This window comes from Candidatus Omnitrophota bacterium, from assembly GCA_028716165.1.
Lineage (GTDB): Bacteria > Omnitrophota > Gorgyraeia > JABMRG01 > JABMRG01 > JAQUQI01.
In genome coordinates this window covers 93,781-118,710 of record JAQUQI010000004.1, presented here as the reverse complement: position 1 = coordinate 118,710, position 24,930 = coordinate 93,781, and the positions used below count along the sequence as shown (strand labels likewise).

27 protein-coding genes and 1 other RNA gene are annotated in these 24,930 nt (G+C 41.1%); 3 read left to right on the top strand and 25 right to left on the bottom strand.

What is annotated here, in order from left to right; all coding sequences use genetic code 11:
* From PHV77_03770 to lysS, 4 genes are all read right to left on the bottom strand, one after another.
* Positions 1-584: aminotransferase class IV (locus tag PHV77_03770; GenBank protein MDD5504415.1), on the bottom strand; the 584-nt coding region annotated here is incomplete at its 3' end.
* Positions 585-593: 9 nt separating this feature from the next.
* Positions 594-1,268, bottom strand: coding sequence for an ABC transporter ATP-binding protein (locus PHV77_03765; GenBank protein ID MDD5504414.1), 675 nt, complete (start codon positions 1,266-1,268; stop codon positions 594-596).
* A 32-nt stretch (positions 1,269-1,300) separates the two neighbouring features.
* Positions 1,301-2,491 (bottom strand): ABC transporter permease, encoded by a 1,191-nt coding sequence (locus tag PHV77_03760; GenBank protein MDD5504413.1) that lies wholly within the window; start codon positions 2,489-2,491, stop codon positions 1,301-1,303.
* A complete protein-coding gene (lysS, locus tag PHV77_03755) occupies positions 2,488-3,927 on the bottom strand; it encodes a lysine--tRNA ligase (GenBank protein ID MDD5504412.1) in 1,440 nt (479 codons plus the stop codon). The genes PHV77_03760 and lysS overlap by 4 nt, the downstream gene beginning before the upstream one ends.
* 242 nt (positions 3,928-4,169) lie before the next feature.
* Between lysS and PHV77_03750 the strand changes: the two genes are divergently transcribed.
* Positions 4,170-7,118, top strand: a complete 2,949-nt coding sequence (locus PHV77_03750; protein ID MDD5504411.1) for a hypothetical protein — start codon at positions 4,170-4,172, stop codon at positions 7,116-7,118.
* On the opposite strand, the gene rdgB is transcribed toward PHV77_03750, so the two are convergent.
* The 17 genes from rdgB to PHV77_03665 all read right to left on the bottom strand — a co-directional run bounded on the left by rdgB (position 7,084) and on the right by PHV77_03665 (position 19,866).
* The gene (rdgB, locus tag PHV77_03745) at positions 7,084-7,692 is read right to left on the bottom strand and encodes an RdgB/HAM1 family non-canonical purine NTP pyrophosphatase (protein MDD5504410.1); all 609 of its coding nucleotides are present in this window, start codon (positions 7,690-7,692) and stop codon (positions 7,084-7,086) included. The two genes, PHV77_03750 and rdgB, sit on opposite strands and share 35 nt — an antisense overlap.
* On the bottom strand, positions 7,689-8,408 hold the full coding sequence (rph, locus tag PHV77_03740) for a ribonuclease PH (protein MDD5504409.1): 720 nt from the start codon (positions 8,406-8,408) through the stop codon (positions 7,689-7,691). The genes rdgB and rph overlap by 4 nt, the downstream gene beginning before the upstream one ends.
* Entirely contained in the window at positions 8,405-8,935 is a 531-nt protein-coding gene (locus tag PHV77_03735; GenBank protein MDD5504408.1) for a FumA C-terminus/TtdB family hydratase beta subunit, read from the bottom strand. Before PHV77_03735 ends, rph begins: the two co-directional genes overlap by 4 nt.
* A gap of 1 nt (position 8,936) precedes the next feature.
* Positions 8,937-9,776, bottom strand: a complete 840-nt coding sequence (locus tag PHV77_03730; GenBank protein MDD5504407.1) for a fumarate hydratase — start codon at positions 9,774-9,776, stop codon at positions 8,937-8,939.
* Positions 9,760-10,170 carry a preQ(1) synthase gene (queF, locus tag PHV77_03725; GenBank protein ID MDD5504406.1) on the bottom strand — a complete coding sequence of 137 codons (411 nt, stop codon included), beginning with the start codon at positions 10,168-10,170 and terminating at the stop codon, positions 9,760-9,762. The genes PHV77_03730 and queF overlap by 17 nt, the downstream gene beginning before the upstream one ends.
* A 40-nt stretch (positions 10,171-10,210) precedes the next feature.
* The gene (locus PHV77_03720) at positions 10,211-10,906 is read right to left on the bottom strand and encodes a 7-carboxy-7-deazaguanine synthase QueE (GenBank protein MDD5504405.1); all 696 of its coding nucleotides are present in this window, start codon (positions 10,904-10,906) and stop codon (positions 10,211-10,213) included.
* The gene (gene queC, locus PHV77_03715) at positions 10,903-11,565 is read right to left on the bottom strand and encodes a 7-cyano-7-deazaguanine synthase QueC (GenBank protein ID MDD5504404.1); all 663 of its coding nucleotides are present in this window, start codon (positions 11,563-11,565) and stop codon (positions 10,903-10,905) included. The genes PHV77_03720 and queC overlap by 4 nt, the downstream gene beginning before the upstream one ends.
* On the bottom strand, positions 11,558-11,926 hold the full coding sequence (gene queD / locus PHV77_03710; protein ID MDD5504403.1) for a 6-carboxytetrahydropterin synthase QueD: 369 nt from the start codon (positions 11,924-11,926) through the stop codon (positions 11,558-11,560). The genes queC and queD overlap by 8 nt, the downstream gene beginning before the upstream one ends.
* Positions 11,916-12,752 carry a glutamate racemase gene (murI, locus tag PHV77_03705; protein ID MDD5504402.1) on the bottom strand — a complete coding sequence of 279 codons (837 nt, stop codon included), beginning with the start codon at positions 12,750-12,752 and terminating at the stop codon, positions 11,916-11,918. The genes queD and murI overlap by 11 nt, the downstream gene beginning before the upstream one ends.
* Positions 12,712-13,821: an N-acetylmuramoyl-L-alanine amidase gene (locus PHV77_03700; protein ID MDD5504401.1), complete on the bottom strand. Its 1,110-nt coding sequence runs from the start codon at positions 13,819-13,821 to the stop codon at positions 12,712-12,714. The genes murI and PHV77_03700 overlap by 41 nt, the downstream gene beginning before the upstream one ends.
* Positions 13,822-14,493: 672 nt before the next feature.
* Entirely contained in the window at positions 14,494-15,387 is an 894-nt protein-coding gene (locus tag PHV77_03695) for a Cthe_2314 family HEPN domain-containing protein (GenBank protein ID MDD5504400.1), read from the bottom strand.
* An 81-nt stretch (positions 15,388-15,468) separates the two neighbouring features.
* Positions 15,469-16,059 (bottom strand): hypothetical protein, encoded by a 591-nt coding sequence (locus tag PHV77_03690; protein MDD5504399.1) that lies wholly within the window; start codon positions 16,057-16,059, stop codon positions 15,469-15,471.
* A gap of 15 nt (positions 16,060-16,074) precedes the next feature.
* Positions 16,075-16,419, bottom strand: a complete 345-nt coding sequence (locus PHV77_03685; protein ID MDD5504398.1) for a hypothetical protein — start codon at positions 16,417-16,419, stop codon at positions 16,075-16,077.
* Positions 16,420-16,678: 259 nt separating this feature from the next.
* Positions 16,679-17,272, bottom strand: a complete 594-nt coding sequence (locus PHV77_03680; protein MDD5504397.1) for a DUF6338 family protein — start codon at positions 17,270-17,272, stop codon at positions 16,679-16,681.
* Between the two features lie 129 nt (positions 17,273-17,401).
* Positions 17,402-19,099, bottom strand: a complete 1,698-nt coding sequence (locus PHV77_03675; GenBank protein ID MDD5504396.1) for a DUF262 domain-containing HNH endonuclease family protein — start codon at positions 19,097-19,099, stop codon at positions 17,402-17,404.
* 13 nt (positions 19,100-19,112) lie between these two features.
* Positions 19,113-19,316, bottom strand: coding sequence for a helix-turn-helix transcriptional regulator (locus tag PHV77_03670; protein MDD5504395.1), 204 nt, complete (start codon positions 19,314-19,316; stop codon positions 19,113-19,115).
* A gap of 31 nt (positions 19,317-19,347) precedes the next feature.
* Positions 19,348-19,866, bottom strand: coding sequence for a hypothetical protein (locus PHV77_03665; GenBank protein MDD5504394.1), 519 nt, complete (start codon positions 19,864-19,866; stop codon positions 19,348-19,350).
* Positions 19,867-20,047: 181 nt separating this feature from the next.
* On the opposite strand from PHV77_03665, the gene PHV77_03660 reads away from it, so the two are divergent.
* Entirely contained in the window at positions 20,048-20,221 is a 174-nt protein-coding gene (locus tag PHV77_03660) for a hypothetical protein (GenBank protein ID MDD5504393.1), read from the top strand.
* Complete coding sequence (locus tag PHV77_03655) at positions 20,218-21,912, top strand: recombinase family protein (GenBank protein MDD5504392.1); 1,695 nt, start codon at positions 20,218-20,220, stop codon at positions 21,910-21,912. Before PHV77_03660 ends, PHV77_03655 begins: the two co-directional genes overlap by 4 nt.
* Here PHV77_03655 and ssrA read toward each other — a convergent pair.
* From ssrA to PHV77_03635, 4 genes are all read right to left on the bottom strand, one after another.
* Positions 21,877-22,315, bottom strand: a transfer-messenger RNA (tmRNA) gene (gene ssrA / locus PHV77_03650). The genes PHV77_03655 and ssrA overlap by 36 nt on opposite strands.
* A 9-nt stretch (positions 22,316-22,324) precedes the next feature.
* Positions 22,325-22,777: an SsrA-binding protein SmpB gene (gene smpB / locus PHV77_03645; protein ID MDD5504391.1), complete on the bottom strand. Its 453-nt coding sequence runs from the start codon at positions 22,775-22,777 to the stop codon at positions 22,325-22,327.
* Positions 22,778-22,917: 140 nt separating this feature from the next.
* Entirely contained in the window at positions 22,918-23,850 is a 933-nt protein-coding gene (locus PHV77_03640) for an SDR family oxidoreductase (GenBank protein MDD5504390.1), read from the bottom strand.
* A 94-nt stretch (positions 23,851-23,944) separates the two neighbouring features.
* The gene (locus PHV77_03635) at positions 23,945-24,907 is read right to left on the bottom strand and encodes an SDR family oxidoreductase (GenBank protein ID MDD5504389.1); all 963 of its coding nucleotides are present in this window, start codon (positions 24,905-24,907) and stop codon (positions 23,945-23,947) included.
* Positions 24,908-24,930 lie beyond the last annotated feature (23 nt).

Genomic DNA, 24,930 nt, shown 5'->3' with positions numbered 1-24,930 from the left:
TTTATGATAAAAATATTATCTCCGGTGCACTCTGTTACATACCCTTTGGCGTCAAGCATGATCGCTTCTTCACGGCCGCTTTCGGTAGCCTCAATCTTTGCCATTATGTTGTTTAAATAATTAAGAGATTTTATGGCGGGATTAAGGGCGTGGACCGAATTCTGCTGTGTGCGCGCGATGATAATGGCAAGGCCCTGCTTGTAATACTTTTCCGGATATAGAGTTATATTATCGGCAATCACTATGATAGAAGGTTTTCCAAAACATTTACGCGGGTCAAGGCCCAAATCTCCTATTCCCCTTGTGATAACGAGCCTTATATAAGCGTTTTCAAGTTTATTAATGGCAACCGTCTTCAAAACTATACCCATCATGCCCTGTTTTTTTACGGGTATTTGCAATTTTATGGCCTTGGCTGATTCGTATAACCTGTCAATATGTTCTTTCAGGCGAAAGATCAGCCTGTTATAAGAACGCATCCCCTCAAATACCCCGTCTCCATACAAAAACCCGTGGTCAAAAACAGATACCTTCGCCTCCTGCTTATCGTAATACTTGCCGTTGACATAAATTTTGGCAGACATGCAATACTCCTATTTTAGTTTTCCGTCTTCCATATAAATGACGCGATCAGCCAGATCGGATATGCGTTCATTGTGCGTGACAATCAGAAAAGCCTGGTTAAATTGCGTATTCAAAAATTGGATAATCTTTAAAATATTATACGCGTTTTCAGAATCAAGGTTGCCCGTAGGCTCATCGCACAATACGATATCAGGATTATTCATAAGCGCCCGGGCTATGGATACCCTTTGCGCTTCTCCGCCCGAAAGCTGGCACGGTTTATGAAAAGCCCTGTCTATAACACCGACTGATTCCAACAGGTATTCGCCGCGGGCCATTATATCCTTTTTGGCGAGTTTATTTCCGCAGGCCAGCATCGCCGGAAGCGTAACATTTTCCATGGACGTGAGTTCGCCCAATAAATGATAAAGCTGAAAGACGAAACCAATCCTGCTGTTTCTTAAACGAGAACGCCGGCTGTCGGAGATACCGTAAAGGTCTATACCGTCAAAAAAAACCTTGCCGCTGGAAGGCCTGTCCAACCCGCCGAGCATATGCAACAAAGTTGATTTGCCGGCTCCTGAAGGCCCCAGCAGGGCAAGGATCTCGGCCTTGTCTATGGCAAGGCTTGCACCCTTGACCGCTTCAAGGTCCGTGCCGCCGGTTTCATATTTCTTGGATAACCCCTCCGCCTTGACCAACATTAATACCCCGCTTCTGCGCGTAAACAACGCGCCTATTCATATCTCAAAGCTTCCACCGGCTCAAGCCTTGATGCCTGATATGCCGGATAAGCCGAAGCCAGAAGGCTGATGATAAGGGCCGCTGCGGTCACAATGATAAAATCAGAAACCGATATCTTGACAGGCAGATAATTAATACCGTAATATATACTCTCCGGCAGTATCGGGAACCGCCATTTATCCAGTATAAACACCATTCCGATACCGCCGCACAGGCCAAACACGGCTCCAAGGGCCCCAATGATTAACCCCTGGAAAGAAAAAATATTCATGATCATCATGCCCGTAGCCCCTACCGCCTTTAATATGCCTATGTCCTTTCTCTTGTCGGTTACCATGACAGTCAACATGCTTATTATATTCAGCGCGGCCACGATCACGATCAGAGTTAATATCACAAACATTGCCGCTTTTTCCAATTTTAATGCCGCAAATAAATTTGTGTTAAGTTCCATCCATGTCCTTAAATAAAAACCTTCCGGCATAACAGGCAATAACCGGTTTTTCATCCAGTCTGCCTTTAAAGCATCCTTGAGATCCAGGCCTATTCCATTATAGGATCCCGCCGTATCAAATATCTCTGCCGCCTTTGATAATCCGATATAGGCCAGATTCAGGTCATATTCATACATGCCTGAATAAAATATACCGGTTATCTTAAATCGTTTAGGCCTGGATGAAAACGACGTCATCACATCTATCTCATCCCCTGTAAAAGCGCCTAATGCTGTTGATAACTCTTTGCCGATTATAAGGCTGTTACCTTCCAACTCAAGAGAGCCTGAACATATCTGGCCCTCAATCTTTTTTCTGTCAATAGGGTTTTGCAGATCAACGCTTCTGAATGCCGCGCCCTGCGCGCGGGACCTGAAGTTAAGCACGCCCTGGCCCCATATAAAAGGATACAGGCCATTTATTTCATCAAATCCTGACAAACTGGCTGCAAGGTCAAGATATTCCCGGCTGTTTATGCCATATTGTTCCTCAATAATAATATGCGGGTTTTGGCCTATTATCCTTTTTTCAAGCTCACTGCTAAAACCATTCATAACGGCAATAACGGTTATCAGGCAGGCAACGCCTACCCCGATACCGAGTATTGATACAAAACTCATAAACGATACGAGGCGTTTCCTTTTTGCGGAAACAATATAACGCGCGGCTATAGCCAGCTCTCTTCTCATGGCTTCAGCTGGGGAAACAATATCACGTCCCTTATTGATTCACTGCCGGTAAGTATCATAACCAGCCTATCTATGCCGATTCCCAATCCTGCCGCGGGCGGCATACCATATTCCAAGGCCCTTATGTAATCCATATCTATCTGGTCCGAGGTTTCTTTGTCAAAATCAAGCTGGGCCTTAAAACGCCTCTCCTGTTCCGACGGATCATTCAATTCGGAATACGCGTTAGCCACTTCCATGCCGCCCATATAGAGCTCAAATCGTTCCGATATGGCTGGATTTTCGCTGTTTGTCTTGGCAAGAGGGCATAGTTCGGTAAAATAATCCGTTACGAAAATGGGTTTGCCTTTATCGGACTTCGGCTCGATCAAATCAGCTACTATATTAATCAGCCTTGTCTTGCTAAGCTTATCACCTTCAAGTTTTACGCCTTTTTCTTTAAGCTTGCCGGCCCATACATCGGCATCATCATTCGGGTCAACCCCGTAAAGCTCTTTCATCATGAGGGTAAAAGACACCCTTTCCCAGGGCGGCTCAAAATTAATAAGCTTGCCTTTATACATTGTCTCTTTTTTCCCGGTGATCTCATAAACAAGCCCGCTGACAAGGTTTTCCATAAGCGGCATCAGGTCATTATAGTCGGCATACGCCGCATACGCTTCAAGCATGGTAAATTCCGGATTGTGGCGCGTGGATACGCCTTCATTCCTGAAGGATCTATTAATTTCATATACCTTTTCCATGCCGCCGACAAGCAGTCTTTTAAGATATAATTCCGGGGCTATCCTTAAATAGAGGTCCTTTTCATAAACATTGTGATATGTCTTAAACGGCCTGCCAGCGGCGCCTCCCGCGATAGGATGAAGCATCGGCGTTTCAACTTCCGCATAACCTCTTTCATCAAAAAATCTCCTAATGGATTTGATGATCCGGCACCTGGTCATAAAAACATGCATTGACTCATCATTGGATATCAGGTCAAGATACCTCTGCCTGTAACGGGTCTCTATGTCTTTGAGGCCGTGCCATTTTTCAGGTAAAGGCCTTAATGATTTTGAAAGCATCGTAAGCCCAGAAGCATTGATTGTTATCTCACCCGTCCTGGTCTTAAATAAAGACCCTTCGGCGCCGATAATATCTCCTATATCAAGAAGGTCCCAAAGCCCGCCGGTTACATCATCCTTTTTTACGTATAGCTGTATTTTAGAGGTATGATCTTTTATGTCAAGAAAAGCGCTCTTGCCGTGTTCTCTGACACTCATTATTCTGCCAGCAGCTTTTACGACATTTTCCATGGTCAACTTGCCCAGCTCAAAATCAGACCTTAACCCTGACAGGGTATTTGTTTTTTCAAATCGCGCGCCATAAGGCCTTACCCCATTTCCTCTTAACGCGTCTATTTTATTATGTCTTACATTTAGTATATCATCTGCCATTTAAACCCCGCCTGTAGTTAATAAGTGAACTTTATTATATATAATATAATATAGCATGTCAAATAGAAAAGGCGTGTTATTGCCGCCTTGCGAAAGGCTGTATTTTTTACGATTAAGACCTCTTTCTCTCTTTTTTGCCGCTGTTTTAATAAGTCCCCGGGCAGGATACAGCGCACTGCCAATTCGGGGTGAAAAAAATGAATTGTCTTGAAAATTCAAACAGTTGACCTATAATAAAACTGATGAAAAGAAGAATAAAGAAATGGCTTACCGTATTCCTGGTTATCTTCGCGGCGCTGTTTTTAACAGCGTCCCTTCTTTTGCATTATGTCAATAATAGTTTCGTTCCCGGGCATCTCAAGAATTTTATTTCACACGCCATCTATAAAAATACGCACTGCCGCGCGGACATCGGCTCTTTACGGCTTGGCTTAAAAGACGGTTTTATATTAGACGGTGTAAAAATATACATGCCCATAACGGAAGAACTTTTGCTATCCGCCGAACGGGTCTGCTTTAATATCGTTTTTATCCCTTCATTTTCAGGACAAAAAATAATAATACCCGTATTAAGAATATACAGTTCTCATATAAATATGCGCAGGCAGGCAGAGCCAAAATGGGATTTTACATCTATTCTGCAAATACCCGAAGCCGGCAAGAAACCGTTATCCTTCTCTATCAGACTAAACAATATCATCTTTGAGGACGGCAATATAGATTTTTCAGACCAGCTGGCCATAAAAAACTTCAAAAAACAACTGACAGGATTAAAAGGCAGTATAGGCATGGGCAACACGCTGACCTTTAAGGCAGGGGGCAGGGCCGATGAATGCGATTTTTACGTGTCCGGCAAATACCAAACGGATGACGGCAAACTAATCTTTGAATGTGAGGCTGAAAATCTGGATCCGCAAGATATTGCCGCCGCTTATATAGATTCCGCCGTTTGCGATATCAAAAAAGCCGATATGTCGGGGCATGCCAAAGGCAGTGTATTTAAAGGCCGCCTATCACTGACAGAATGCGATATCTTCGCGGAAAATGTGGACGCAGTTGTAAACGGCGTGCGTATAATCGGGTGTTACAACCTGCGCGGGAAAACAGCCTTCGATATGGACAGTATAAGCAATATTGAATACGCCTTTGGCGCAAATATTAATAACGGCAGATTAGGCATAGAGGGTGATACCTTGTTGGACAATATCAGCGGCATCAAAGCGGATATTGAATTCACAAACACGATATGGCGCGTCAAAGAGCTCTCCTGCCTGTTCTACGGGTTTAAAGCACAGATATACGGCCTTGTAAAAAACCCTATGGAAAATTATACCATAACAAGCAATTTAAAAACACAAATAAACTTAAAAGACATCGCCGGTAAAAACAATATACCGGTAAACAGCGGAACAGCCTGCATTGATCTGGATATAGCCTGCGATAAGACAGGGTTTTTTAACGTTAAGGGTAAATCCGATATAAAAGACCTGGCTATTACCGGCAATGATTTTTATCTAAGCGGTAATTTTAGTCTCACGGGACAGGGGTCAGGGGTTTTGGATAATTGGCGTTCGGCAGAATATAAGGGCACTGTGACCTTTGACAATACTCACGTATCAGGCGCGGGGGGCCTTCCTTCTATATATAATGCCGCGGGCGAGGCACAGTTTACGGACCGTTCAATATCCATAAAAAAACTTAACGGCACGATATCCGACACAAACATATCATTGTCCGGAAATATAGCGTACAAAGATACTGCCGTTGCCAACCTGCGCCTTGAAACCGGCCCTGTGCCCCTGCCAAGATTAATATCGCTCTTGCCAGATAGCGCTCTAAAAAAATTTGAAGGCGTTGAGCTGTCGGGCAACTGCTCATTGGATATCCGCTTCAAAGGCATTATCAGTAATCCGGACAGCCATTCATATGAAGGCCATTTAATAATAGACAAGGGATCGGCCGTGCTTGGGGTATGGCCTTACCGGATATCGGACATCAGTTCAAATATCAGCTTTAAAGGCCGGGACATCTCATGGCGCGGGATGGATTTTACCGTGTATGATAAGCGCTACTCATGTAGCGGGAGAATACCTGACTGCGCCAGGCCGTCGGTTGCCGCGCTAATATCTTCAGAGGATCTAAGCCTTGACTTGGAAACCGGCCCGCTTGATGAAAATAGAGTTTTGTTCTCAAAGCTAAACGGTAAATACCAGGGGCTGACTTTTTCACTAAAAGGTGCTATTGATGTGCCCTCAAACCCGCGCGTTAATTTTTCCGGGCAAGCCTATCTTGACCTCAAAGACCTGCCTGAAACCGCAAAACATTTTAACTCGCTCATTAAAGACGCTGATATGGAAGGGGTCGCAAAGTTTAATATTGATGCCAAAGGCCCTCTTGCCCGGCCGATTGACTGGACAGTATTCATTGAGGGCACTTCAGGAAATTTACGTATCAATGATTTTATACTAAAAGACGTCTATCTTGACTACAGGATGCAGGACAGATTTGTAGACATTCCGGTATTGTCCCTGTCCACATATGACGGGATAGTAAATGCGTCCTGCCGCGCCAATCTAAAAACCGATGAAAAGCCGTTTATCGTAAATCTGGACATAAAAGATATTGATCTGCATAAATTTGCTGTCCAGGCCAAAGGAGTTGACAAAAGGATCAAGGGCCTATTATCTTCCAAAACGGTTTTAAACGGTTACATAAACAACAGGGATTGTCTGAAAGGCAACGGCTGGCTACAGGTAGCCAACGGTTACTTATGGGAGTTTCCGGTCCTGCGGGGAATAATGAACATATTGCTGATGGAGCCGCCCGAATATATAATACTAACAGATGCTTTCGGCAATTTTGTAATTGAAAAGGACAGAATATACACCGGGGATTTTAAGATGCTTTCAAAATCTGCCTCGCTTTTATGGGAAGGCGGTATAGGATTTGATCGCTCATTAGACTTTAATATAACGGGCAGATTTGCCGAAAGCGTTATAAAACAGGTATCAGAACCCGGGAGGATAAAAAATGCCATGTTGCGTGAAGCCGGCAGCCTTATTATGGAGGTCCATCTTACGGGAACCCTTGAACACCCAAACTACCAGATAGTGCCTTTCCCTTTACAGAGAATATTTCATGACAAAATCACAAACACTATAAATGACATTTTCGGAAATATTCAAGAATAAAAACCTTGGCCTTTTCAAGCGCAATCGCTCTGTGGCTAATCGCGTCTTTTCGGCCCGGGCTTATCTGGGCAAAAGTCTTGTTTGAGCCTTCTGGGATAAAAACACTATCATAGCCAAAACCGTTGGCCCCGGCCCTTTCAAGGGCTATCCTGCCATAAACCGCGCCGCTAACCACCTTTATCGCTTTACCGGCAAAAGAGATGCATATAAAACAACGAAATCTTGCCCGCCTCTTGCCCGCGGTAAAGACCAACATGTTCTTTAAAAGCTTGGCTATATTTTTGTCGTCATTCTGCGAAAGCCCCGCATAGCGCGCCGACCTTACCCCGGGCGCGTAACCTAAAGCGGGCACCTCAAGGCCGGAGTCATCAGACAGGACAAGCTTTCCAACAATCTTTGATATCTGTTCGGCCTTTTTTACCGCATTGCCGCGAAATGTGCTCCTGTCTTCCCTGACTTCGCCGATATCTTTAAACATATCAAGGCTTAAAACTTTCACGCCGGAATTGCGCATAAGCCTTTTCAACTCAAGAAGTTTTTTGGTGTTCCTTGTCGCAAAAAGTATCTCTCTCAATTTTTCAACGCCTCTTTTTGTTTGAGAACAAGCTGTTTAATTCCTTTTTTGGCAAAAGAGATCACCCCCGCCATCTGCCTGTCATTGAACGGGCGGCGTTCCGCGGTTGCCTGGATTTCTATAAAATCGCCGGATGCCGTCATCACCACATTCATATCCACATCGGCGTTTGAATCTTCTTCATAATCCAGGTCAAGTATTATATTATTATTTACAATGCCGGCGCTTATCGCGGCCATGTAATCGCGAAGCGGCGAGCTTTTTAAGATACCTTTGTTTTCCATATTTTTTAAACAACTTGCCAGGGCCACGAAAGAGCCTGTTATGCTCGCCGTCCTTGTCCCGCCATCAGCCTGTATAACATCGCAATCAATAAAAATAGTACGCTCACCCAGCAATTCCAAATCAACAACAGACCTCAATGACCTGCCTATCAGCCTTTGTATCTCATGCGTCCTGCCGCCTACCTTTCCCCTGGAAGATTCTCTCTGAATCCTTTTGCCGCATGACCTGGGAAGCATTGCGTATTCTGCCGTGATCCAGCCGCGGCATTGGCCTCTTAGAAACAATGGGACACCGTCTTCTAATGATGCGGTACATATAACCTTGGTATTGCCAATCTCAATCAGGCATGAACCCTCGGCGTATTTTATAAAACCTGTTTTTATCCGGACCTTTCTGAGGGCATCCGGCGCCCTGTTACCGGCGCGTATCATAAGCGCTCCTTGAACAGGTTATTGCCGGCGGCATCAATGGCGACAATAACCGGAAAATCCTCCACGCGCAATTCATATATTGCCTCGGGCCCCAAATCCTCGTAGGCGATTTGCCTGGCCTCTTTTACTTTTTCCGATAGATACGCTCCGGCGCCGCCTATGGCCGCCAGATAAAGACAACCATATCTTTTGACAGCCTCTATAACCTCATCGGACCTTCTGCCTTTTCCTATTGAACCTGCTAAACCTGATTTCAATAAAACAGGGGTAAAGAGATCCATGCGCTTTGATGTTGTGGGCCCGCAGGAGCCGATGACGGCCCGGGGCGGAGCTGGCGTAGGGCCGCAATAATACAGGATATTATCAGTCAGATCAATGGGAAGATATTTATTAAGCTTTATAGCCTGGTATAATCTTTTGTGCGCCATATCACGAGCGGTATAAAGCCTGCCGCGTAACAGCAATTCTTCTCCGGCGCGAAACTTAGACCTGGCTTTTTTTGTAAGCGGCAGATATACTCTTTTCATGCTATATAACCCCTTTGGCACTGCGCGTAGCATGACAGCTTACCTTCACGCACAAAGGCAGGCCGGCAATATGAGTGGGAAAACTCAATATATTCACCCCAAGGCATGTGGTTTTCCCGCCGAGACCGGCAGGGCCTATGCCTGTCTTGTTCAGTTTTGTCATAATCATATCTTCTATGCGGGCAAGATGTTTTTTGGCCTGCTTTCTGCCGACTTTAAGCGTAATAGCCTGGGTTGCCAGCAAAGCGGCTTTATCCATGGTGCCTCCCATTCCTATGCCTATGATTAGCGGCGGGCAGGCATCATAACCAGAGCGTTTTACCGTATCCAGGACAAAATTAACTATAGTTTCCTCCGTGTCGGTAGGCTTAAGCATAACAAGAGAACTGGCATTCTCACTCCCAAAACCTTTAGGCACAACGATAATCTCTATCCTGTCGCCCTTGACCACATCATAATGAATAACACACGGCGTGTTTGTCTTTGTGTTATTTCTCAATAAGGGATCGGAGACCACGGACTTTCTTAGAAATCCGTCTCTATAACCGAGCTCAACGCCCTTATTGATAGCGTCGGTCAAAGCGCCTTTGACAATGACCTCCTGTCCTATCCGGCAAAATACCTCAACGAAACCGGTATCCTGGCATATGGGTATAGATTTATCACGGGCAAGGCGCGCGTTTTGAACAAGTATTTTTAAAATACGCCTGGCGGAAAGCTTTGTCTCGGTTCTTAAGGCGCGTTTAATAGCAATAAGAACATCTTTGCGTAAACGTATATTTGCCTCAATGGCAAGCCTTCTTACCAGCTCGCTGACTTTTGCGCTATCTATTTTTCTCATATACACTGCCTACTGTTGTCTGTATGCCGCCGCGCGATTTGAACACAGCCGTAATTTTGGCGCATAAAGGCCTGCATGCTTTGACAAAATCATCCAATATCCTGTTCGCGACATGCTCATGAAATATGCCTATGTTCCTGAAAGAGACAAGATAGAATTTAAACGATTTAAGCTCCACGCAATGCCTGTCCGGAACATATTCTATTGATATATCCGCGATATCCGGCAGGCCCGTCTTAGGGCATATACAAGAAAACTCGTCCGTGCGTATGTATACCGTATAACGCCTGTCTTTATATTGGTTGTCCCAAACCTCAATCGCCGGCGTCCTGATTTTCCTTATATTGTTCTGAAGACCCTCGTATTTACCTTGTTTAATGTTTTTTCTCGCCATAGGGCGCTCTCCATGTTTTTTGTCTGCCGGACGGACAGTTTCATCTTAACCCCATCATCTTATGCGATTGGGGTATAACAAGCACTTTGCTAAAAACGCTCAAAGCCTTTTTCTGCAGGCCCAAGAGGGTGTCGGCCGATATGTTTACGCCAGTCCTCTCTCTGCTCGTCTCCGGCTGGATAATGACAGGTACGTCACGGCTGGTTTCTTTTACAAGGGCGAGAGCCCTGTCAAATTCCTGTATGTCAATTTTATCCGAAACAATGATTTTTATAAATAACTCTTTACCCGCCGCGCGGGTCAAAAAAATCCTGTGATCTTGCCAACACGGTCTTATATTGCATACGCTGGGTAATTTTATATCCATTGAAATAATATCAATATAAGATATAACGCTCTCAAGCGCCTTGGCGAGCGTGCCATTGGTTTCTAAATATACGGTCAGATTTTCGCTTGCAAGAAGCGGCAGTAATTCTTTAAGAAATACGCCGCGCAATAGGGGTTCGCCGCCTGTTAATACCGCGGTATTTTTAAAACCCGGAAGCCTTAGTGCAAGCACGCGTTTCAATACCTCGCGCGCGGACAGCCGTTCGGCGCCGGCGTATGAGCGCGTATCACAGAAAGAACATTCCAAATTACAACCTTGAAACCTTATAAATATATGCCTGCACCCGGTATAGGGCCCCTCTCCCTGTATTGAAGCGAATATTTCCGTTATCTCGGCTGTGCTGTTCATCTAAAGGGGTCTTTTATACCTGCGGCCTGAAAACCTTTTGCGCGTATCAGGCAGGAATCGCATCTGCCGCAAGGCAGACTCCCTGCTTCATAGCATGACCAGGTATATCGCAAAGGGACTCCTATATTACACGCCTTGGTTATTATCTGGCTCTTCGTCATATTGATCAAAGGAGCCTCTACGGATATTGCCTTACCGTAGATTCCTGTCCGCATACCTTTTTTTATCATTGCTGAAAAAGACCTGATAAAATCATGCCTGCAATCAGGATAACCGCTGTAGTCTATCTGATTAGCCCCTATAAAAACCTTGCGCGCGCCTATCGCCTCCGCGTATGAAGCGGCAAAGCTTAAGAAAATAATATTACGGGCAGGCACATATGTATCAGGCACGCGTTTTCTGCGAAGACAGCCGACAGGGACCTTTTTGTCTTTATCCAACAAGGAACTACCTCCCCAGGGCAAAGAGATTTTTACCACACAACTCTTTGTGCCGCTCATCCTTGACAATAACCGGGCAGATTCAAGCTCTCTGCCGTGCCTCTGGCCATAATCAAAACTTAAGGCGTATGCCTCATACCCTCTTGCCTTGACGATATACAATACAGTCGCCGAATCAAGGCCGCCTGAAAGAAGAACTACTGCCTTTTTTTTATTCATAGTATATTGCGCAGGAGGCCGGCGTCTCCCATACCGAAACGCTTTCCAAAGACATGGGCGGTTTAATTTTGATTTTATAACGGTTAAAAATATACTCCGCTACTATTTCCGACGTCGGATTACGCTTTTTAAAATACGGCATATTATCAATACGCTTATGGTCAAGCGTGTCCAAGACAGACTTAAGCAATAACTTTGCCTTCTTAAAATCAATAAGCAGGCCTGTCTTATCAAGAAAGCCCGACTTTATAGTAACCTCAACCCTCCAATTGTGCCCATGCAGGCTCTCGCATTTACCTTTATAACCCTTTAATCTATGAGCGGCGCTAAAGTATAACTCAACCTTGACTTTATATCCCATAAACTACCTTTCTTATATGATCAATACGCTTGTTCAAAAACCTTTCACCGATACGCTTGAAATTCTGAGTCTCATCGCTTACAAAAAATTTGATCCGGCCTTTAGAGCGAGAACTGCTTAAGAGCATACTTTGAGTCAACAGCTCTTTCACATGCGCGGATGTTGATTTTGCCGAATCAACAAGGTTTGTCTGCCGGCCCAAAACCTTGGCTATAAGACCTTTGATAATCGGATAATGCGTGCAACCAAGGACAAGGGTATCTATGCGCATCTTTTTTAAAGGGTCCAAATAATACCGTATTATATCTGTCATCAATCTGTCGTCATCAAGAGACTCTTCTATGGCGGGCGCAAGCAAAGGACAGCCGCGCGAATAAACTTTCATGGAAGCAGAAATACGCTTTATCTGCCTGCTATAGGCATCACTTTTTATAGTGGCGGTAGTGCCTATAACGCCTATTCGCGAGTTTCTACAGGCCTTGACCGCGTCACAGGCGCCGGGATGGATAACACCCACAATAGGCACCTTAAAATTTCTCTTCAGAGCCGGCAAGGCCACGCTTGACGATGTATTGCAAGCTACTACAATCAGTTTCACGTTTTGCTTTAGCAAAAACAACGCGTTTTCTATTGAAAACCTTACTATGGTATTGCTGGATTTCGTGCCATATGGCACACGCGCCGTATCGCCATAATAGACTATGTCTTCGCGCGGCAGTATGCCGGCGAGCTCTTTTACTACCGTAAGCCCGCCTACGCCGGAATCAAAAATACCTATAGGCCTATTATCGTTTTGTCGTAAAACCTTCCGCCGCTTCATATTCATCCCTGTAATTTATTATCCCTTCGGATATCAACCTTGCTATTCTGCCGCGATAAGAAGCATCGCCAAGCCTCTGGGCTTCCCGGGCATTGGATATAAATCCCACCTCAACCAAGACTGAGGGCATTTTCGCGCCCTTGAGAACATAGAAATTAGCGGCTTTTTGGCCGCGGTTCTTGAGATTAAGATTGCCGCAGGTTATCTGCGTGATGCTTTTGGCTAATTCTATAGACTCCTGCCTGTTCTCGCTGTATTCAATGTCCCACAGAATCGCTTCAAGCTCGCTTGATGGAGCCAGGTTGCCAAAAGAAGAGTCTTCATATTTTAAAGACGCGTTTTCCACAGCTGCAACAGCGCGCGCGTTGTCATCAACAGCCTCTGATAAATAAAACACCTCAAAACCGTTTGCCTGGCCGGAACGCGCGGCATTAGCATGAATACTAATAAAAAAATCCGCCTCGTATTTATTGGCAATATCAGCTCTTTTCCATAAAGAAATAAATATGTCCTTGTCGCGCGTCAGCCTGATATCCAGTCCTCCCGCCTCAAGATAGCGTTTGATTCCTTTGGCTATATCCAAAACAATATCTTTTTCCCTTAACCCGTTTTGGCCCACGGCACCGGGATCTTTGCCTCCGTGTCCGGGATCCAAAACTATCCTTTTTATGGTATGTCTTGCGCGGGGGCTGGGGCTGTCTTTGGATATCCGGCCATGGATAAACAGATCCGCAAGGATGGATTTACAAAAATCATTCGGAACAAGGATATTTGACCTTCTCATGATAACAGGCGACTGGAGCTTGTGTAAAACTCCGTCAACCAAAACCAGCCTGCTGCCAAGAGCCATTTCTACATCATTATCACCTTTGCGCAAAATGAGAATTTTTTTTACGCCATCCCATTCCCAGGCCGTATTATAAGTATTTATAATTGAGGTGATATCCGTATAAACGCATTGGCTGTTTGCGCTGGCCTGATTTTTGAAAGAACCAGTATCCCTGACAGGAGATGTAGCGCATCCTGCCGATAGAAATACCAATAAACTTAAAAAAGATATTCTCAATATTCTCATATCATGAAATCCAATAATTGATATTATAGCTTTATGCGGCGCAAAAGTCCCGTATAAGCGCCCGCATAATCATAGGCTTTGGTGGACACGGTTGCAACCAATTCGAACTGCTGGAGAAATCCATGCCCACATCAAAGTGCTTCCAGTAAACAGACCCTATTTATACCAGAAATTAGCTCAAAAAGCAACCGAATTACACCTGTTGGGCTTGTCGTTTAATAATATAGGTAAAATACTTAGTGTAGACCCCAAAACCATCAAAAAAGCAATATTGTCATTGCGAGGAGCCCTTCGACTTCGCTCAGGGTAAACTCCGCGACGAAGCAATCATAAGCCCATGATAAATGGGCTATAAGCCTCTGTCATCCTGAGGGAGCGTAGTGACCGAAGGATCTGAAACCAAGAAAGGAGCCAATATCATGTCCCATTCAGCATCTACCGCATCTTTAATCCTGACCCCAAATATATCTGGGCTCAAGTCTGTATCTTATACGAAACCGGAAAAACTATCCTTGTTTACAATGGTATGAAAATCTGGATTCCAAAATCACAAATATACGGAATAAGGTTGAGAAAGAACATTTTTGAGATTTATGTCAGATAAAGTATTTTAGGATAATGAAATATTATATCTTCGATGTGTTTCTTTATATAACACACAACAGATATTTTTTACATAGGCCTATTTTTTTTGAATGGTTTCTTTAAACTTAAAACGTGAAAACAGCCGCTTGCTGACTTTAATACAGCTAGAAAACATTCATATATTAAATTTTCTATATCATTATAAGCCCAAAGCCGCTCTTTTAATACTTCTTGATCAAATAAAATACCTTTTATATAGCAACTTTTTTTTATACTTTCCCTATCCCATTTTTCCATATCTGGATATTTCTCATCTACTTTTTTATGCCATTTTTCTTTCTCTTTAGTTTTATATAATGGAACCATATATGGCCAGTCATGGTGTGTTTTAGGTCCATAGATTTCAATTCGCGGTTCTCTCCTGTGTATCTTCATATGTCTATATCTTGAAATCTGATCAAATGCATCGTTATTGAGTAAATCCAGATAATTCAATAATTTTTTTACTCCTTTTATATTTAACCCAAATTTCAATGGAAATGCTATCCTTTCTCTTATATGTTCATAGATAAGAACATTTTCCCTGGGATCAAACGGACAATAATATGACCATATCATTAATGCAATTTTATCCTTGCAAGAGTCTATTCTCGTAATACAATTATCCGCAAAATAAGAAATCTGAAAATTTGTATGTGAGAGTGCGCTTTCTGGAGGATGTATGGCTTTGTAAACCTCAGCATAAGCCTTCATCCATGATAGACTAAATGCTATTTCATCACAAATTTTCCTAATGCCAAAAACCCAATGAATTGCATTAAATTGCCAATCAAAAGGTATATCCCTACAAGCATCATTTAATTTTTTATACGATGAGAAAAGTTTTTTCGATTCTTTAAGATTTTCAAGTTTTTTATGTTCAGTACCAAAAGCATCTTTAACCTTTAAAAATAAATCTTCTTTATTATGTATTTTATTCATATATTAATGGTCTGACCCTAATTATTAAAGTTCATAATTTTCATAATATCTGCCTCTACTTATTACTAGATAGTCTATTTTTCACGCATTCTCGGCATTCGCAAAATCATCATCTTGAACTTCGTATAACTCCCCGCATCTTAAGCACTCATCTAGTTCCGATTCTTTCCATATCGAGCCACAACTAAAACATATATACCGATTGCTTTCAAACTGACTTCCGCTTAGACCTTTATCAACGAGAGTTTCCTCCTTGCATTCAGGACAACTATATAAGGGGTTATATCCTCCATCCTTAACTGTCGTATAATAATTGATGCCTAATATAGTTTCAATCCACTTATTTGCAACGATAGCTGGTTCAGCCGAATATCCGCAGAATAAACACAAAGGATGCTCTTCTCCTAATACCAAGGCTTCTTGATAGCAAGCTGGGCACTCAACTATTGTTGCATAAGAATCTTTTTTGACTTTTTCAAGCTTAGGTTTTATTTGTTCAAGCCGTTTTTTTACAAATTTTTGAAACGTATTTAAATTTTTTCGAATTTCCGATAATGCATGTTTTTCTAGGTGGGGTAATTTTTTGGGTAAAAACTGCTCATTTATAAAATCCAACAGCACAGAAAGAACTTCTGCTGTAGCAGTCATAAGCGCTTCGACTGAATCAGTCATTCCGAAATGTTCTAGTTAATTCCGCTTATCACGAAAATGAGATAAGATTTCTTCATCTTTTTTTACAAATGATATTTTACATATACCCTTAAGCCTTACAATTGTAGCATTAAAACGCACACTCATAAAATTACCAGATTCATAATCTTTTATATTTGCCTTATTGATGTCTTCGAACAGAAGTGACCAATATCCCATTTTTAGACATTCCTTTGAAACAAGTTCAACGTCAGCGTATAAATGTAATATAGCATATTTAAGACTTCTGCTTTTTTTATGTGCTATATATTCTTGTGCTGATGTAATAAAATCAAACGCATTGTCAAATAGTGTAAATTTTATATGCTCTACCTTTTCCATGCCTGTCTTTCATATCCTTTAATGACCTTTAGTGCTTAATACTTAATTATTTAAAAATAAAAGTGCTTCTTTTTTATCTAAAAACTCTGTTAGAACTATTTTCTTTTTACTATTTCTTTTTCGGTGGAGGTGGTGTCGGCTCCTGTGGCTTCTGTTCATTTTTAGGAGGTGGGTTATATCCTCCCTCGCTTAATTTTTTGACAGGCTTCTCATTGCTACTTTTGCTATCACACATGTTTTTCCTCCTTTTATTTAATAACTATTTATTTAAAAACTCTACAGATTCTATCTTTTGCTCAGAAGTAATTAAGATACCCTTGATATCCAAATAAGTAAATTTTCCCTCATCTATCCAAGCGGGCTTATGCAAAAAAATATATGGCTTTGCTGGATCATCAGAATAATACATAGGCCATCCATATATCCGTCTACCGTTTTCAAAATTTATTATTATGTGTGTTTTAAGATCACAAAATACATTATACCATATAGTGTCTCTTGATGTTCTATTTGTAAGTTTAAACCGTCTTAATATATTCATGGGGAAATCATAAGTATGACAAACACCGAATATAACAGGAATGAATAAACTTATAATAAATAATCCTAAAAAACCTATAGCATTATACTTAAGAAAATATCCTGTTTTTTCTGCACACAAATATACGGGGCTCTTATCTGAAAAAAATGTAAATAAAACATAAATAATCATTGAGAAAACTAATGATTCTAATATTTTCTCAAATGGCTCCGGTTTTTTTCTTGCTATAAAAAAATCTAAAACTTTGGAAGAAATAATTCCGGGAAGAAGTAATATCAAAATTTGTAATGTTTCAAAATTCATAGCTTCCATTTATACTGCTCCTTATTAATAAAAGGGTTAAAATTTGAATAAAACATAAACCACTTGACTACTTGGTTTCATTAAATTATTTAAAAAATAACGTGTGCTTATTATCATTAGAATGTAGCTTTAACTACTTTAATTAGTTGACCATACGTTAACAGCAGTGGATGCCATTTCTTTTTGACGTTGCGCTATCATTTGTTTATTCCACCTGGTGTATTTAAGAAGCGTTTTTGTCAAAATTACATCGGATTCCTTATAAAATTTGTTTTTCTTCTTAGTAAAACCAAGATTCCCCTTATTCAACACCTTGCTTAATAAAGTCATATTCCCGAGCCTATTTAAATAATCCTTATGGTAATGTCCAACATTGCCCCATCCATGACCTAGTGTTTGGGGCATTATGTGTTCTATTGTTACCTTAGAAGTATCGTTTGTAATCGGTTCCTTTTTCCCGCGATGATAACTTTCTAACTTGTACAAAATATATGTAGCCAATCTGCGTTGCGATGTGTTAAAAGTAGAAAAACTTTGTCCAAAGGTTCCATCATCTGGAGAAAGCTGTTTTATTTTTTTAACTAACTCGTTAAGTTCCTCTACCGTATTTTGTTTGATTCTTTTGGAAAATTCGGCAAATGTCTTTGCTAAATCATATGACGTTTTCTTATTGCATACCATCAATCTAAAAAATGTATTTTCTATCAGCAATAATGTTTTTCTTCTTATTCTATAGAATTCTAATTTGTCATCTCCAATTTTCAAATTAAAAAGCGACATCAAAAATGGATAGCACACTCCAACCTCTGCGTTAATTTTATTTATGGCCATTAATGTTTCCTTTATTTCTGGCCATTGATTCCATGCGCCCCTGTTTCCCAAATAAGGCTTCAATATGTCAGTATAAACAACCATATGCCTACGCATTTCATTGACAAGTTCTAAAATATTAACGTTTCCTTCCAATCCTCTTTTCATTGCTTTATACAAGCTTCCTTTAAGCGGTTGTCCATTTTGTAAAATCCAAAAATGTTTTAAAAATTCGTTAATTGAAACCTTACTAGCTCTATCCAAAAAGTCACTCCAAGCCCTATCTACCTCTCCCGAGCAACGTTGCTCTATTGCTTTTGAATAAATTAAATTTTTTATTAAATCTGAAGGTTGGAGAGTGACCCCTCTATAATTCAAAACTTCAAATAACGTCGCTGCCGGAAAATGTTTGTCCGCAAATATAACAACAAAGTAAATTTTATCGCAAATAAAATCACATAAGTTTTTTAAATAGTTTTCTTTTTTTAAATTATCTTCTATTTCCTGTAACCTATCGTTAACATGGGTCTTTAAATTTCGGAAGACATGGGCTCTTAAAAATTCATTGCTTTTCCTTGTTACCTTATCATGTATATACTCTTCGGGTTCCAAGAGACATTTTTTAAAATAATCTTTATCTTGCTTTGTTAATAGTAAATATGGTTTCTGTTCTTTGTCATAAACATATTTACGCTTTAGTTTCTTTATATAATCATTCAACTGGTTATCATTTTTAGAGTTATTAATCTCCTCTAACGCATGAATAATTATACTAATTAGTGCAATAACTACTGTTAGCCGTTGTTGCCCATCATAGACAATCTCATTGCTCCTATTATGCTGCAATACAATAGAACCAAAAAAATGATTTTTATTATAATTAATGGCATCTAATAAATCTTCCCAAAAATCATTAACATGTGTTTTTTGCCAGGCAAACGTCCTTTGGAATTTTGGAATTTGATAATAGCTTCCATTAAACAGCTTCTTGAATGTGGATGATTTAGCTTGTACTAAATTAGGCATCTTATCCTCCTTGTCACTCTTCCAAAAAATACCCTGCTGGTTTCTTTAGTACTTTTGCAATTTTCATTAATGTGGTTATGGAAGGTGATGATACGCCGGTTTCGTAGCGGGAAATGCTCTTCTGCTTAGCATTTATTTTATTTGCGAGTTGGGTCTGGTTTAGGTCTGCGTCTACACGAGCTAGTTTAATTTTCTTGCCTAATTGTTTTATATCCACTCTTTCCTCCTAAAATATAATCGATTAAGCATTATGAGTTATTATAATAGCCTTCTATGCTTGCAATAAAGCGATCAAAACAATCCAGCTCTCTTGGAATTTCTCTATGTATTTTTTTCGACCAATCTTTTATATCCTCTATTAAAAAACAGCTTTCTAAATTGTTTAATGCTATATCATGAGTATCATGTTTTTCTTCGTGAATCTTTTTCATAACGGAGAAGAAAAAACCAAAATCTTTTAATAATTTTTTTCTAATTTTTTCGTATTTAGTTTGCAAAACAGGATTCCTTTCTTGTTGATATTTACAAAGTATTTCTTTAAATTTTAACCAATTCGCATAAAAATTCTTGGCTCTTAACTGAAAACCAATTCTATTTATGCTTCTAGGTAACCATCTATAAATCAAAGTAGCAACTAAAATAATTATTACTATTTCCAAAGCATTCAAAAACATAATGGGATTTGTTAAAACCGCCCATACAGAATTCTTTAAAATATTATCTAATATTGCTAATATAGAACTTAAGGCAAGTAATATTTTGTTCATTATCTATCACCTTAAAAATTTGTTTTATTTATTGCTGAACATATTATCCAGGCACAAAAAAGACTTGACATAATATACCTTTTTGGGTATAGTTTAGTCATTTGATGGGTTATTGATAATAAGCAACTTAAAAACTATTCTGTATACCACGGGTAACTAATATATACCTTTTTAGGGCTAAATGCAAGTAAAAACTACTCATACAACTTGTGATATTAATTCTAGAACTTCAGTCATTCGCGATGATGTAGATTTAAAAAAGCTGCTAGATGTCATCTCTTCTATTATGGTTGATGAGTATATTGAAATAGCAAAAGAAAATCCTGACACATTCAAAAATGGGGGCACAAAATGAGAGTAGCGATATACGCGAGATATTCTTCTGAAAACCAGAGCGAAAAAAGTATTGATGATCAGATAAGGGTCTGTAAAGACTACATCAAAGCCAATGATATGACTATTGATGATAAGCATATCTATATTGATGAGGCCATTTCCGGGTCTATTATAAATAGGCCCGGGTTACAGGCATTAGAAAAGGACTCTGAAAATAAAGAATTTGAAGCCTTGGTAGTAGATGATCTCTCAAGGCTATCACGGAGCAACCATCAGATGCTTACATTGGTGTTAAAGTTTAATTATCTCCAGGTTAAGATTATATCTGTTTCTGATGGCATTATTACTGATGATGATAACTCAAAACTTGGTATTCATATACGCGGTCTTATGAACGAACTATATCTTGATGACCTTAAGAAAAAGACAATGCGGGGCTTAGAGGGCCAGAAAATACGGGGCTTTAGCGCTGGCGAAAAGGTATATGGCTATTCTACCCATCCTGTGGGGGAATTAAAAATAAACAAAAAAGGACAGCCCAAATATGACGGCATGGCGCATAAGATTAACCCCGAAGAGGCGGATATTGTTAAAAGAATATACAGAGAATTTGTTGAAGGCAAGAGTTTGCACAAAATTGAAAAAGAGCTTAATGAGGATAAAATCCCTACTAAAAGAGGCTATTCGGGCGGTTGGAGTATATCGAGCGTAAGCAGAATATTGAAAAATGTAAAATACACAGGGCTGTGGGTATGGAAAAAATATAAAAATGCCAAGGACCCCATGACCGGAAGGATAAAAAAGATCTTAAGGCCGGAAAAAGACTGGTTCTCCTCTTTTAAAGAAGAACTTATTATAATCGATAAAGAGCAATGGGAAAAAGCCCAAAAAAGATGGCAGGAACTTAAAGGAACATGGCCTGTCAGAAAAAAATCTAAAGATACAAAGCAAAAAAGCTATATTCACTCCTCTCCCTCTCATCTGCTTTCAGGGTTTATGAAATGCCAGTCTTGCGGAGGGGCTATAATTCTAGCAAGCGGCAAAGGCGGCGGCTATTACGGCTGCTATAATGCAAGGAGAAAGACTTGCAATAATATGCTCTTAGTGCCTCGCAAGCGCATAGAACAAACTATAGTAGCGGATTTAAAAGAAAAGATACTTACTATTGAAAATTTAGAGTATGTATATAAGAATGTCGAAAAATTAGTCGCCTCAGGCATGGATGAGGTGCCTGAACTCATCAAGAAAAAGAAAGCCCTGCATGATAAAATATCTTTGGAAGTACAAAACTACCTTAATTATATTAAAATGGGTAATTTATCAAAGGCGGTATCAGAGGCTTTAAAAGAGGCTGAAACAAAATATGAGGATTTAAGGGATGAGATAGGGGCCTTAGAGTTTCAGAAAGAGAAAAGATTTAAGGCCCCTCCAAAAGAATGGATAAGCCATAGATTAGAGAACCTGCATCAGACATTAAGCAAAAATACCTGTGCCTCAAGCTTAGCGCTTAAAGATATATTGGGCACTATAGAGCTTGAGCCAATTTCTGAAGAAAAGGATGATTTTTACAGAATTATGATGGGCGGCGTATTTAAGCCGTATTATGTAGCTCATACTAAAATTCAAACCCTTGCCCTGCTGGATAACAGGGAAAAAGGTTCGAATTGGTCGCAATGGTGGAGGCGGAGGGAATCGAACCCTCGTCCTTAAGTTTGCCGCAAGAGGCAACTACATGCTTATCCTGTAATTTGATCTTAGCCTTACTATCTCCTGCAGGAAGGATATGGCAAGGCGCCGCTTTTAATGAATCTCGTTTTGCTCCTTAAAAGCTAAAGTTGCAAAACCAGCCTGTTAATGGCGTCAGATTCTTCCCCACAGGCCGGGAAGGCTGACGGTAACCGCCTTTTAGGCGGCTAACGGTAGCACAGAGGGCATACCTACATTCATAGGAATTACCTCTGTGACTTTTGTGCGTAGATTATCTGCACTTATCTTTTGGTCGGCTTTTTACCCTTAGTTTGCACCAAGAGTCTCTTCCGAGACGAGGCCAGCTGACCAACCTCGGCATGCTCCTTCTTACGCCATACAATAAGTCGAATCCATAATCGCCCCCTTAAACAATCTATTTAATTGAGCGCCTGATCTCCCTTTCAATTGTTTTTTGGCGTAACTTTTCTCTCTTATCAAAGAGCTTTTTACCTTTGGCGACCGCTATCTCAATTTTAACAAACCCTTTTTTCAGATACACTCTTACCGGCACCAGAGTATAGCCTCTCTGCGATGCGAAACCATATAACCGGCTTAACTGGCTCTTATGTAAAAGCAGTCTTCTTGTTCTTTTTGGATCGGGCGCGTAAGGCCCGCTTTGCATATAAGGGCTTATATGCATTCCATATAGATAGGCCTGCGCGTTCTCAATCTTAACAAAACTTCCGCTTAAGGAGATATCTGCCTTGCGGCAAGATTTTACCTCCGGCCCTTTAAGCTCAATACCACACTCAAGCTTTTCTAAAAGCGTGTATTCAAAAAAGGCTTTCTTGTTGCAGGCTATGTCCTTGCTTGGGCTTCTTTTCATGCCTCGTTCTGTTGTAAATTATTAAGTATAACATAAAATAGCATAAATATCAATATATTCCCCGCGCGAAATAGGGGGCAGATTTCAAGAACGGATACTCTAAGCTGGCATAAAGACGGGAGGCGTTTATTAATAATGTTTCAGACATTTCCGCCTTTAAAAAAATTTATGGTATGCCGCAATCCTTCGCGCAACTCCATAACAGGCTTCCAGCCAAGCATTGCTTGCGCCTTGCCTATATCGGGCCTTCTAACTTTCGGGTCATTGACGGGCAGGGGCCTATATTCTATCCTGCTTGAAGAGCCGGTAAGCTTGATTATTTCCCGGGCGAGATCAAGCAATGTCATTTCATTGGGGTTGCCGATATTTACAGGCTCATTAATGGCTGAACACAAAAGCCGGTATATCCCGTCAATAAGGTCGCTTACATAGCAAAAACTTCTTGTCTGCAAACCGTCTCCATAAACTGTTACGGGCTTACCCTGAAGAGACTGGCAGATAAAATTAGGTATAGCTCTTCCGTCGTAATCTCTCATACGGGGGCCATATGTATTAAAAATGCGCACTATCTTGGTATCCAGGCCCCGGCTCCTGTGATAAGCCAATGTCATGGCTTCGGCAAAACGTTTGGCTTCATCATAGCAACCCCGCGGGCCTGCGCAGTTAACATTGCCCCAATATTCCTCCGGCTGGGGATTTACCAACGGATCTCCATAAACCTCGCTGGTTGAGGCAAGCAAAAACCTTGACTTATATTTAATGGCAACTCCCAGGGCATTATGCGTGCCAAGCGAACCTGCCTTCAATGTTTCTATTGGGTGCTTAAGATAATCAACAGGGCTTGCGGGAGAGGCGAAATGCATTACACAGTCAATCGGCCCGTCAACATCTATATAATTTGAAACATCATTGTTAATAAATTTAAAACGCGCATCTTTGGATAGATGGCTGATATTATCCATACACCCTGTAATCAAATTATCCATGCATATTACATCATGGCCTTTTTCTAAAAGCATAGCGCATAGATGGGAGCCAATAAACCCTGCGCCGCCGGTTAACAATATCCGCATCCTATCTCCTTCTTTTTAAAACCACATTATAGACGAACATGATTTCGCGCGTCCACAATCAACGGAATCAATCTTTAACAGATTCCCTGTCTGCCTAAACAGAAACCAGGCGCCTGGGATTGTTTTTAAACCATTCCACGGTAAGACGCAATCCTTCATAAAAATCCGTTCTGGTACTGACCACTTTTTGTATGCCTGTAATATCAGCGTATGTCCTGCGCACGTCTCCTGATCGTTTAGGGGCAAATTCCGGCTTTAGGCATGTCCCAAGCAGTTTATTAATAGCGTCTACTATACATAATATTGACACACTGTTTCCGAGGCCGACATTAAAAACAGAGCCGGAGACGGCTTTCGCATGCGCGCAGATAATATTAGCGTTTACGACATCTCCTACATAGACAAAATCGCGCGATTGCTCGCCGTCCCACTCAACTACAGGGGGCTTATCATTAAGCATCCTTGACAAAAGCGCCGGTATTGCCGCCGAATACCTGCTCTCCGGATTCTGGCGGGGCCCAAACACATTGAAATAACGCAATGACACGGTTTCCAGCCCATATGTCTTTGAAAATGTATGGCAATAATTCTCCGCCGCAAGTTTTGATACGCCGTATGGGGATATGGGCCGCGGATTAAAATCTTCCCTTTGCGGAAATTGCTGTGTATCCCCATAGCACGCGGAGCTTGACGCATAAACAAACCTTTTTACCCCGGCCTGTTTTGCCGCGAACAAAAGCATTAATGTGCCATTGACATTAATATCATTGGTCAGGAAGGGGTCATCAACAGATTTCGGAACAGAACGAAGCGCCGCCTGATGGAACACATAATCAACGCCCTTAAGCGCCTTGCGCAGGGCCGCCTTGCTCCTGATGTCGCCTTTTATAAGCTCAAAACAGCCTCTGTTTTTATGTTTATCTGTAAAATCCAGATTATGCCTTGAGCCGGTAATAAAGCTGTCCAGGACACGGACAGTTTCGCCTTTGGATAATAATGCCTCAACAATATTTGAACCGATAAATCCGGCCCCCCCGGTTACCAAATTTAAACTCATTCAATACCCTCCTTACACAATAA

Bases quoted from the DNA above. Each gene is read 5' to 3' on its own strand.
- PHV77_03765 (MDD5504414.1), bottom strand. From the start codon at position 1,268: ATGTTGGTCAAGGCGGAGGGGTTATCCAAGAAATATGAAACCGGCGGC.
- PHV77_03760 (MDD5504413.1), bottom strand. From the start codon at position 2,491: ATGAGAAGAGAGCTGGCTATAGCCGCGCGTTATATTGTTTCCGCAAAA.
- lysS (MDD5504412.1), bottom strand. From the start codon at position 3,927: ATGGCAGATGATATACTAAATGTAAGACATAATAAAATAGACGCGTTA.
- PHV77_03750 (MDD5504411.1), top strand. From the start codon at position 4,170: ATGAAAAGAAGAATAAAGAAATGGCTTACCGTATTCCTGGTTATCTTC.
- rph (MDD5504409.1), bottom strand. From the start codon at position 8,408: ATGATACGCGCCGGTAACAGGGCGCCGGATGCCCTCAGAAAGGTCCGG.
- PHV77_03735 (MDD5504408.1), bottom strand. From the start codon at position 8,935: ATGAAAAGAGTATATCTGCCGCTTACAAAAAAAGCCAGGTCTAAGTTT.
- PHV77_03730 (MDD5504407.1), bottom strand. From the start codon at position 9,776: ATGAGAAAAATAGATAGCGCAAAAGTCAGCGAGCTGGTAAGAAGGCTT.
- queF (MDD5504406.1), bottom strand. From the start codon at position 10,170: ATGGCGAGAAAAAACATTAAACAAGGTAAATACGAGGGTCTTCAGAAC.
- PHV77_03720 (MDD5504405.1), bottom strand. From the start codon at position 10,906: ATGAACAGCACAGCCGAGATAACGGAAATATTCGCTTCAATACAGGGA.
- queC (MDD5504404.1), bottom strand. From the start codon at position 11,565: ATGAATAAAAAAAAGGCAGTAGTTCTTCTTTCAGGCGGCCTTGATTCG.
- queD (MDD5504403.1), bottom strand. From the start codon at position 11,926: ATGGGATATAAAGTCAAGGTTGAGTTATACTTTAGCGCCGCTCATAGA.
- murI (MDD5504402.1), bottom strand. From the start codon at position 12,752: ATGAATATGAAGCGGCGGAAGGTTTTACGACAAAACGATAATAGGCCT.
- PHV77_03700 (MDD5504401.1), bottom strand. From the start codon at position 13,821: ATGAGAATATTGAGAATATCTTTTTTAAGTTTATTGGTATTTCTATCG.
- PHV77_03695 (MDD5504400.1), bottom strand. From the start codon at position 15,387: ATGAATAAAATACATAATAAAGAAGATTTATTTTTAAAGGTTAAAGAT.
- PHV77_03690 (MDD5504399.1), bottom strand. From the start codon at position 16,059: ATGACTGATTCAGTCGAAGCGCTTATGACTGCTACAGCAGAAGTTCTT.
- PHV77_03685 (MDD5504398.1), bottom strand. From the start codon at position 16,419: ATGGAAAAGGTAGAGCATATAAAATTTACACTATTTGACAATGCGTTT.
- PHV77_03680 (MDD5504397.1), bottom strand. From the start codon at position 17,272: ATGGAAGCTATGAATTTTGAAACATTACAAATTTTGATATTACTTCTT.
- PHV77_03675 (MDD5504396.1), bottom strand. From the start codon at position 19,099: ATGCCTAATTTAGTACAAGCTAAATCATCCACATTCAAGAAGCTGTTT.
- PHV77_03665 (MDD5504394.1), bottom strand. From the start codon at position 19,866: ATGAACAAAATATTACTTGCCTTAAGTTCTATATTAGCAATATTAGAT.
- PHV77_03660 (MDD5504393.1), top strand. From the start codon at position 20,048: ATGCAAGTAAAAACTACTCATACAACTTGTGATATTAATTCTAGAACT.
- PHV77_03655 (MDD5504392.1), top strand. From the start codon at position 20,218: ATGAGAGTAGCGATATACGCGAGATATTCTTCTGAAAACCAGAGCGAA.
- smpB (MDD5504391.1), bottom strand. From the start codon at position 22,777: ATGAAAAGAAGCCCAAGCAAGGACATAGCCTGCAACAAGAAAGCCTTT.
- PHV77_03640 (MDD5504390.1), bottom strand. From the start codon at position 23,850: ATGCGGATATTGTTAACCGGCGGCGCAGGGTTTATTGGCTCCCATCTA.
- PHV77_03635 (MDD5504389.1), bottom strand. From the start codon at position 24,907: ATGAGTTTAAATTTGGTAACCGGGGGGGCCGGATTTATCGGTTCAAAT.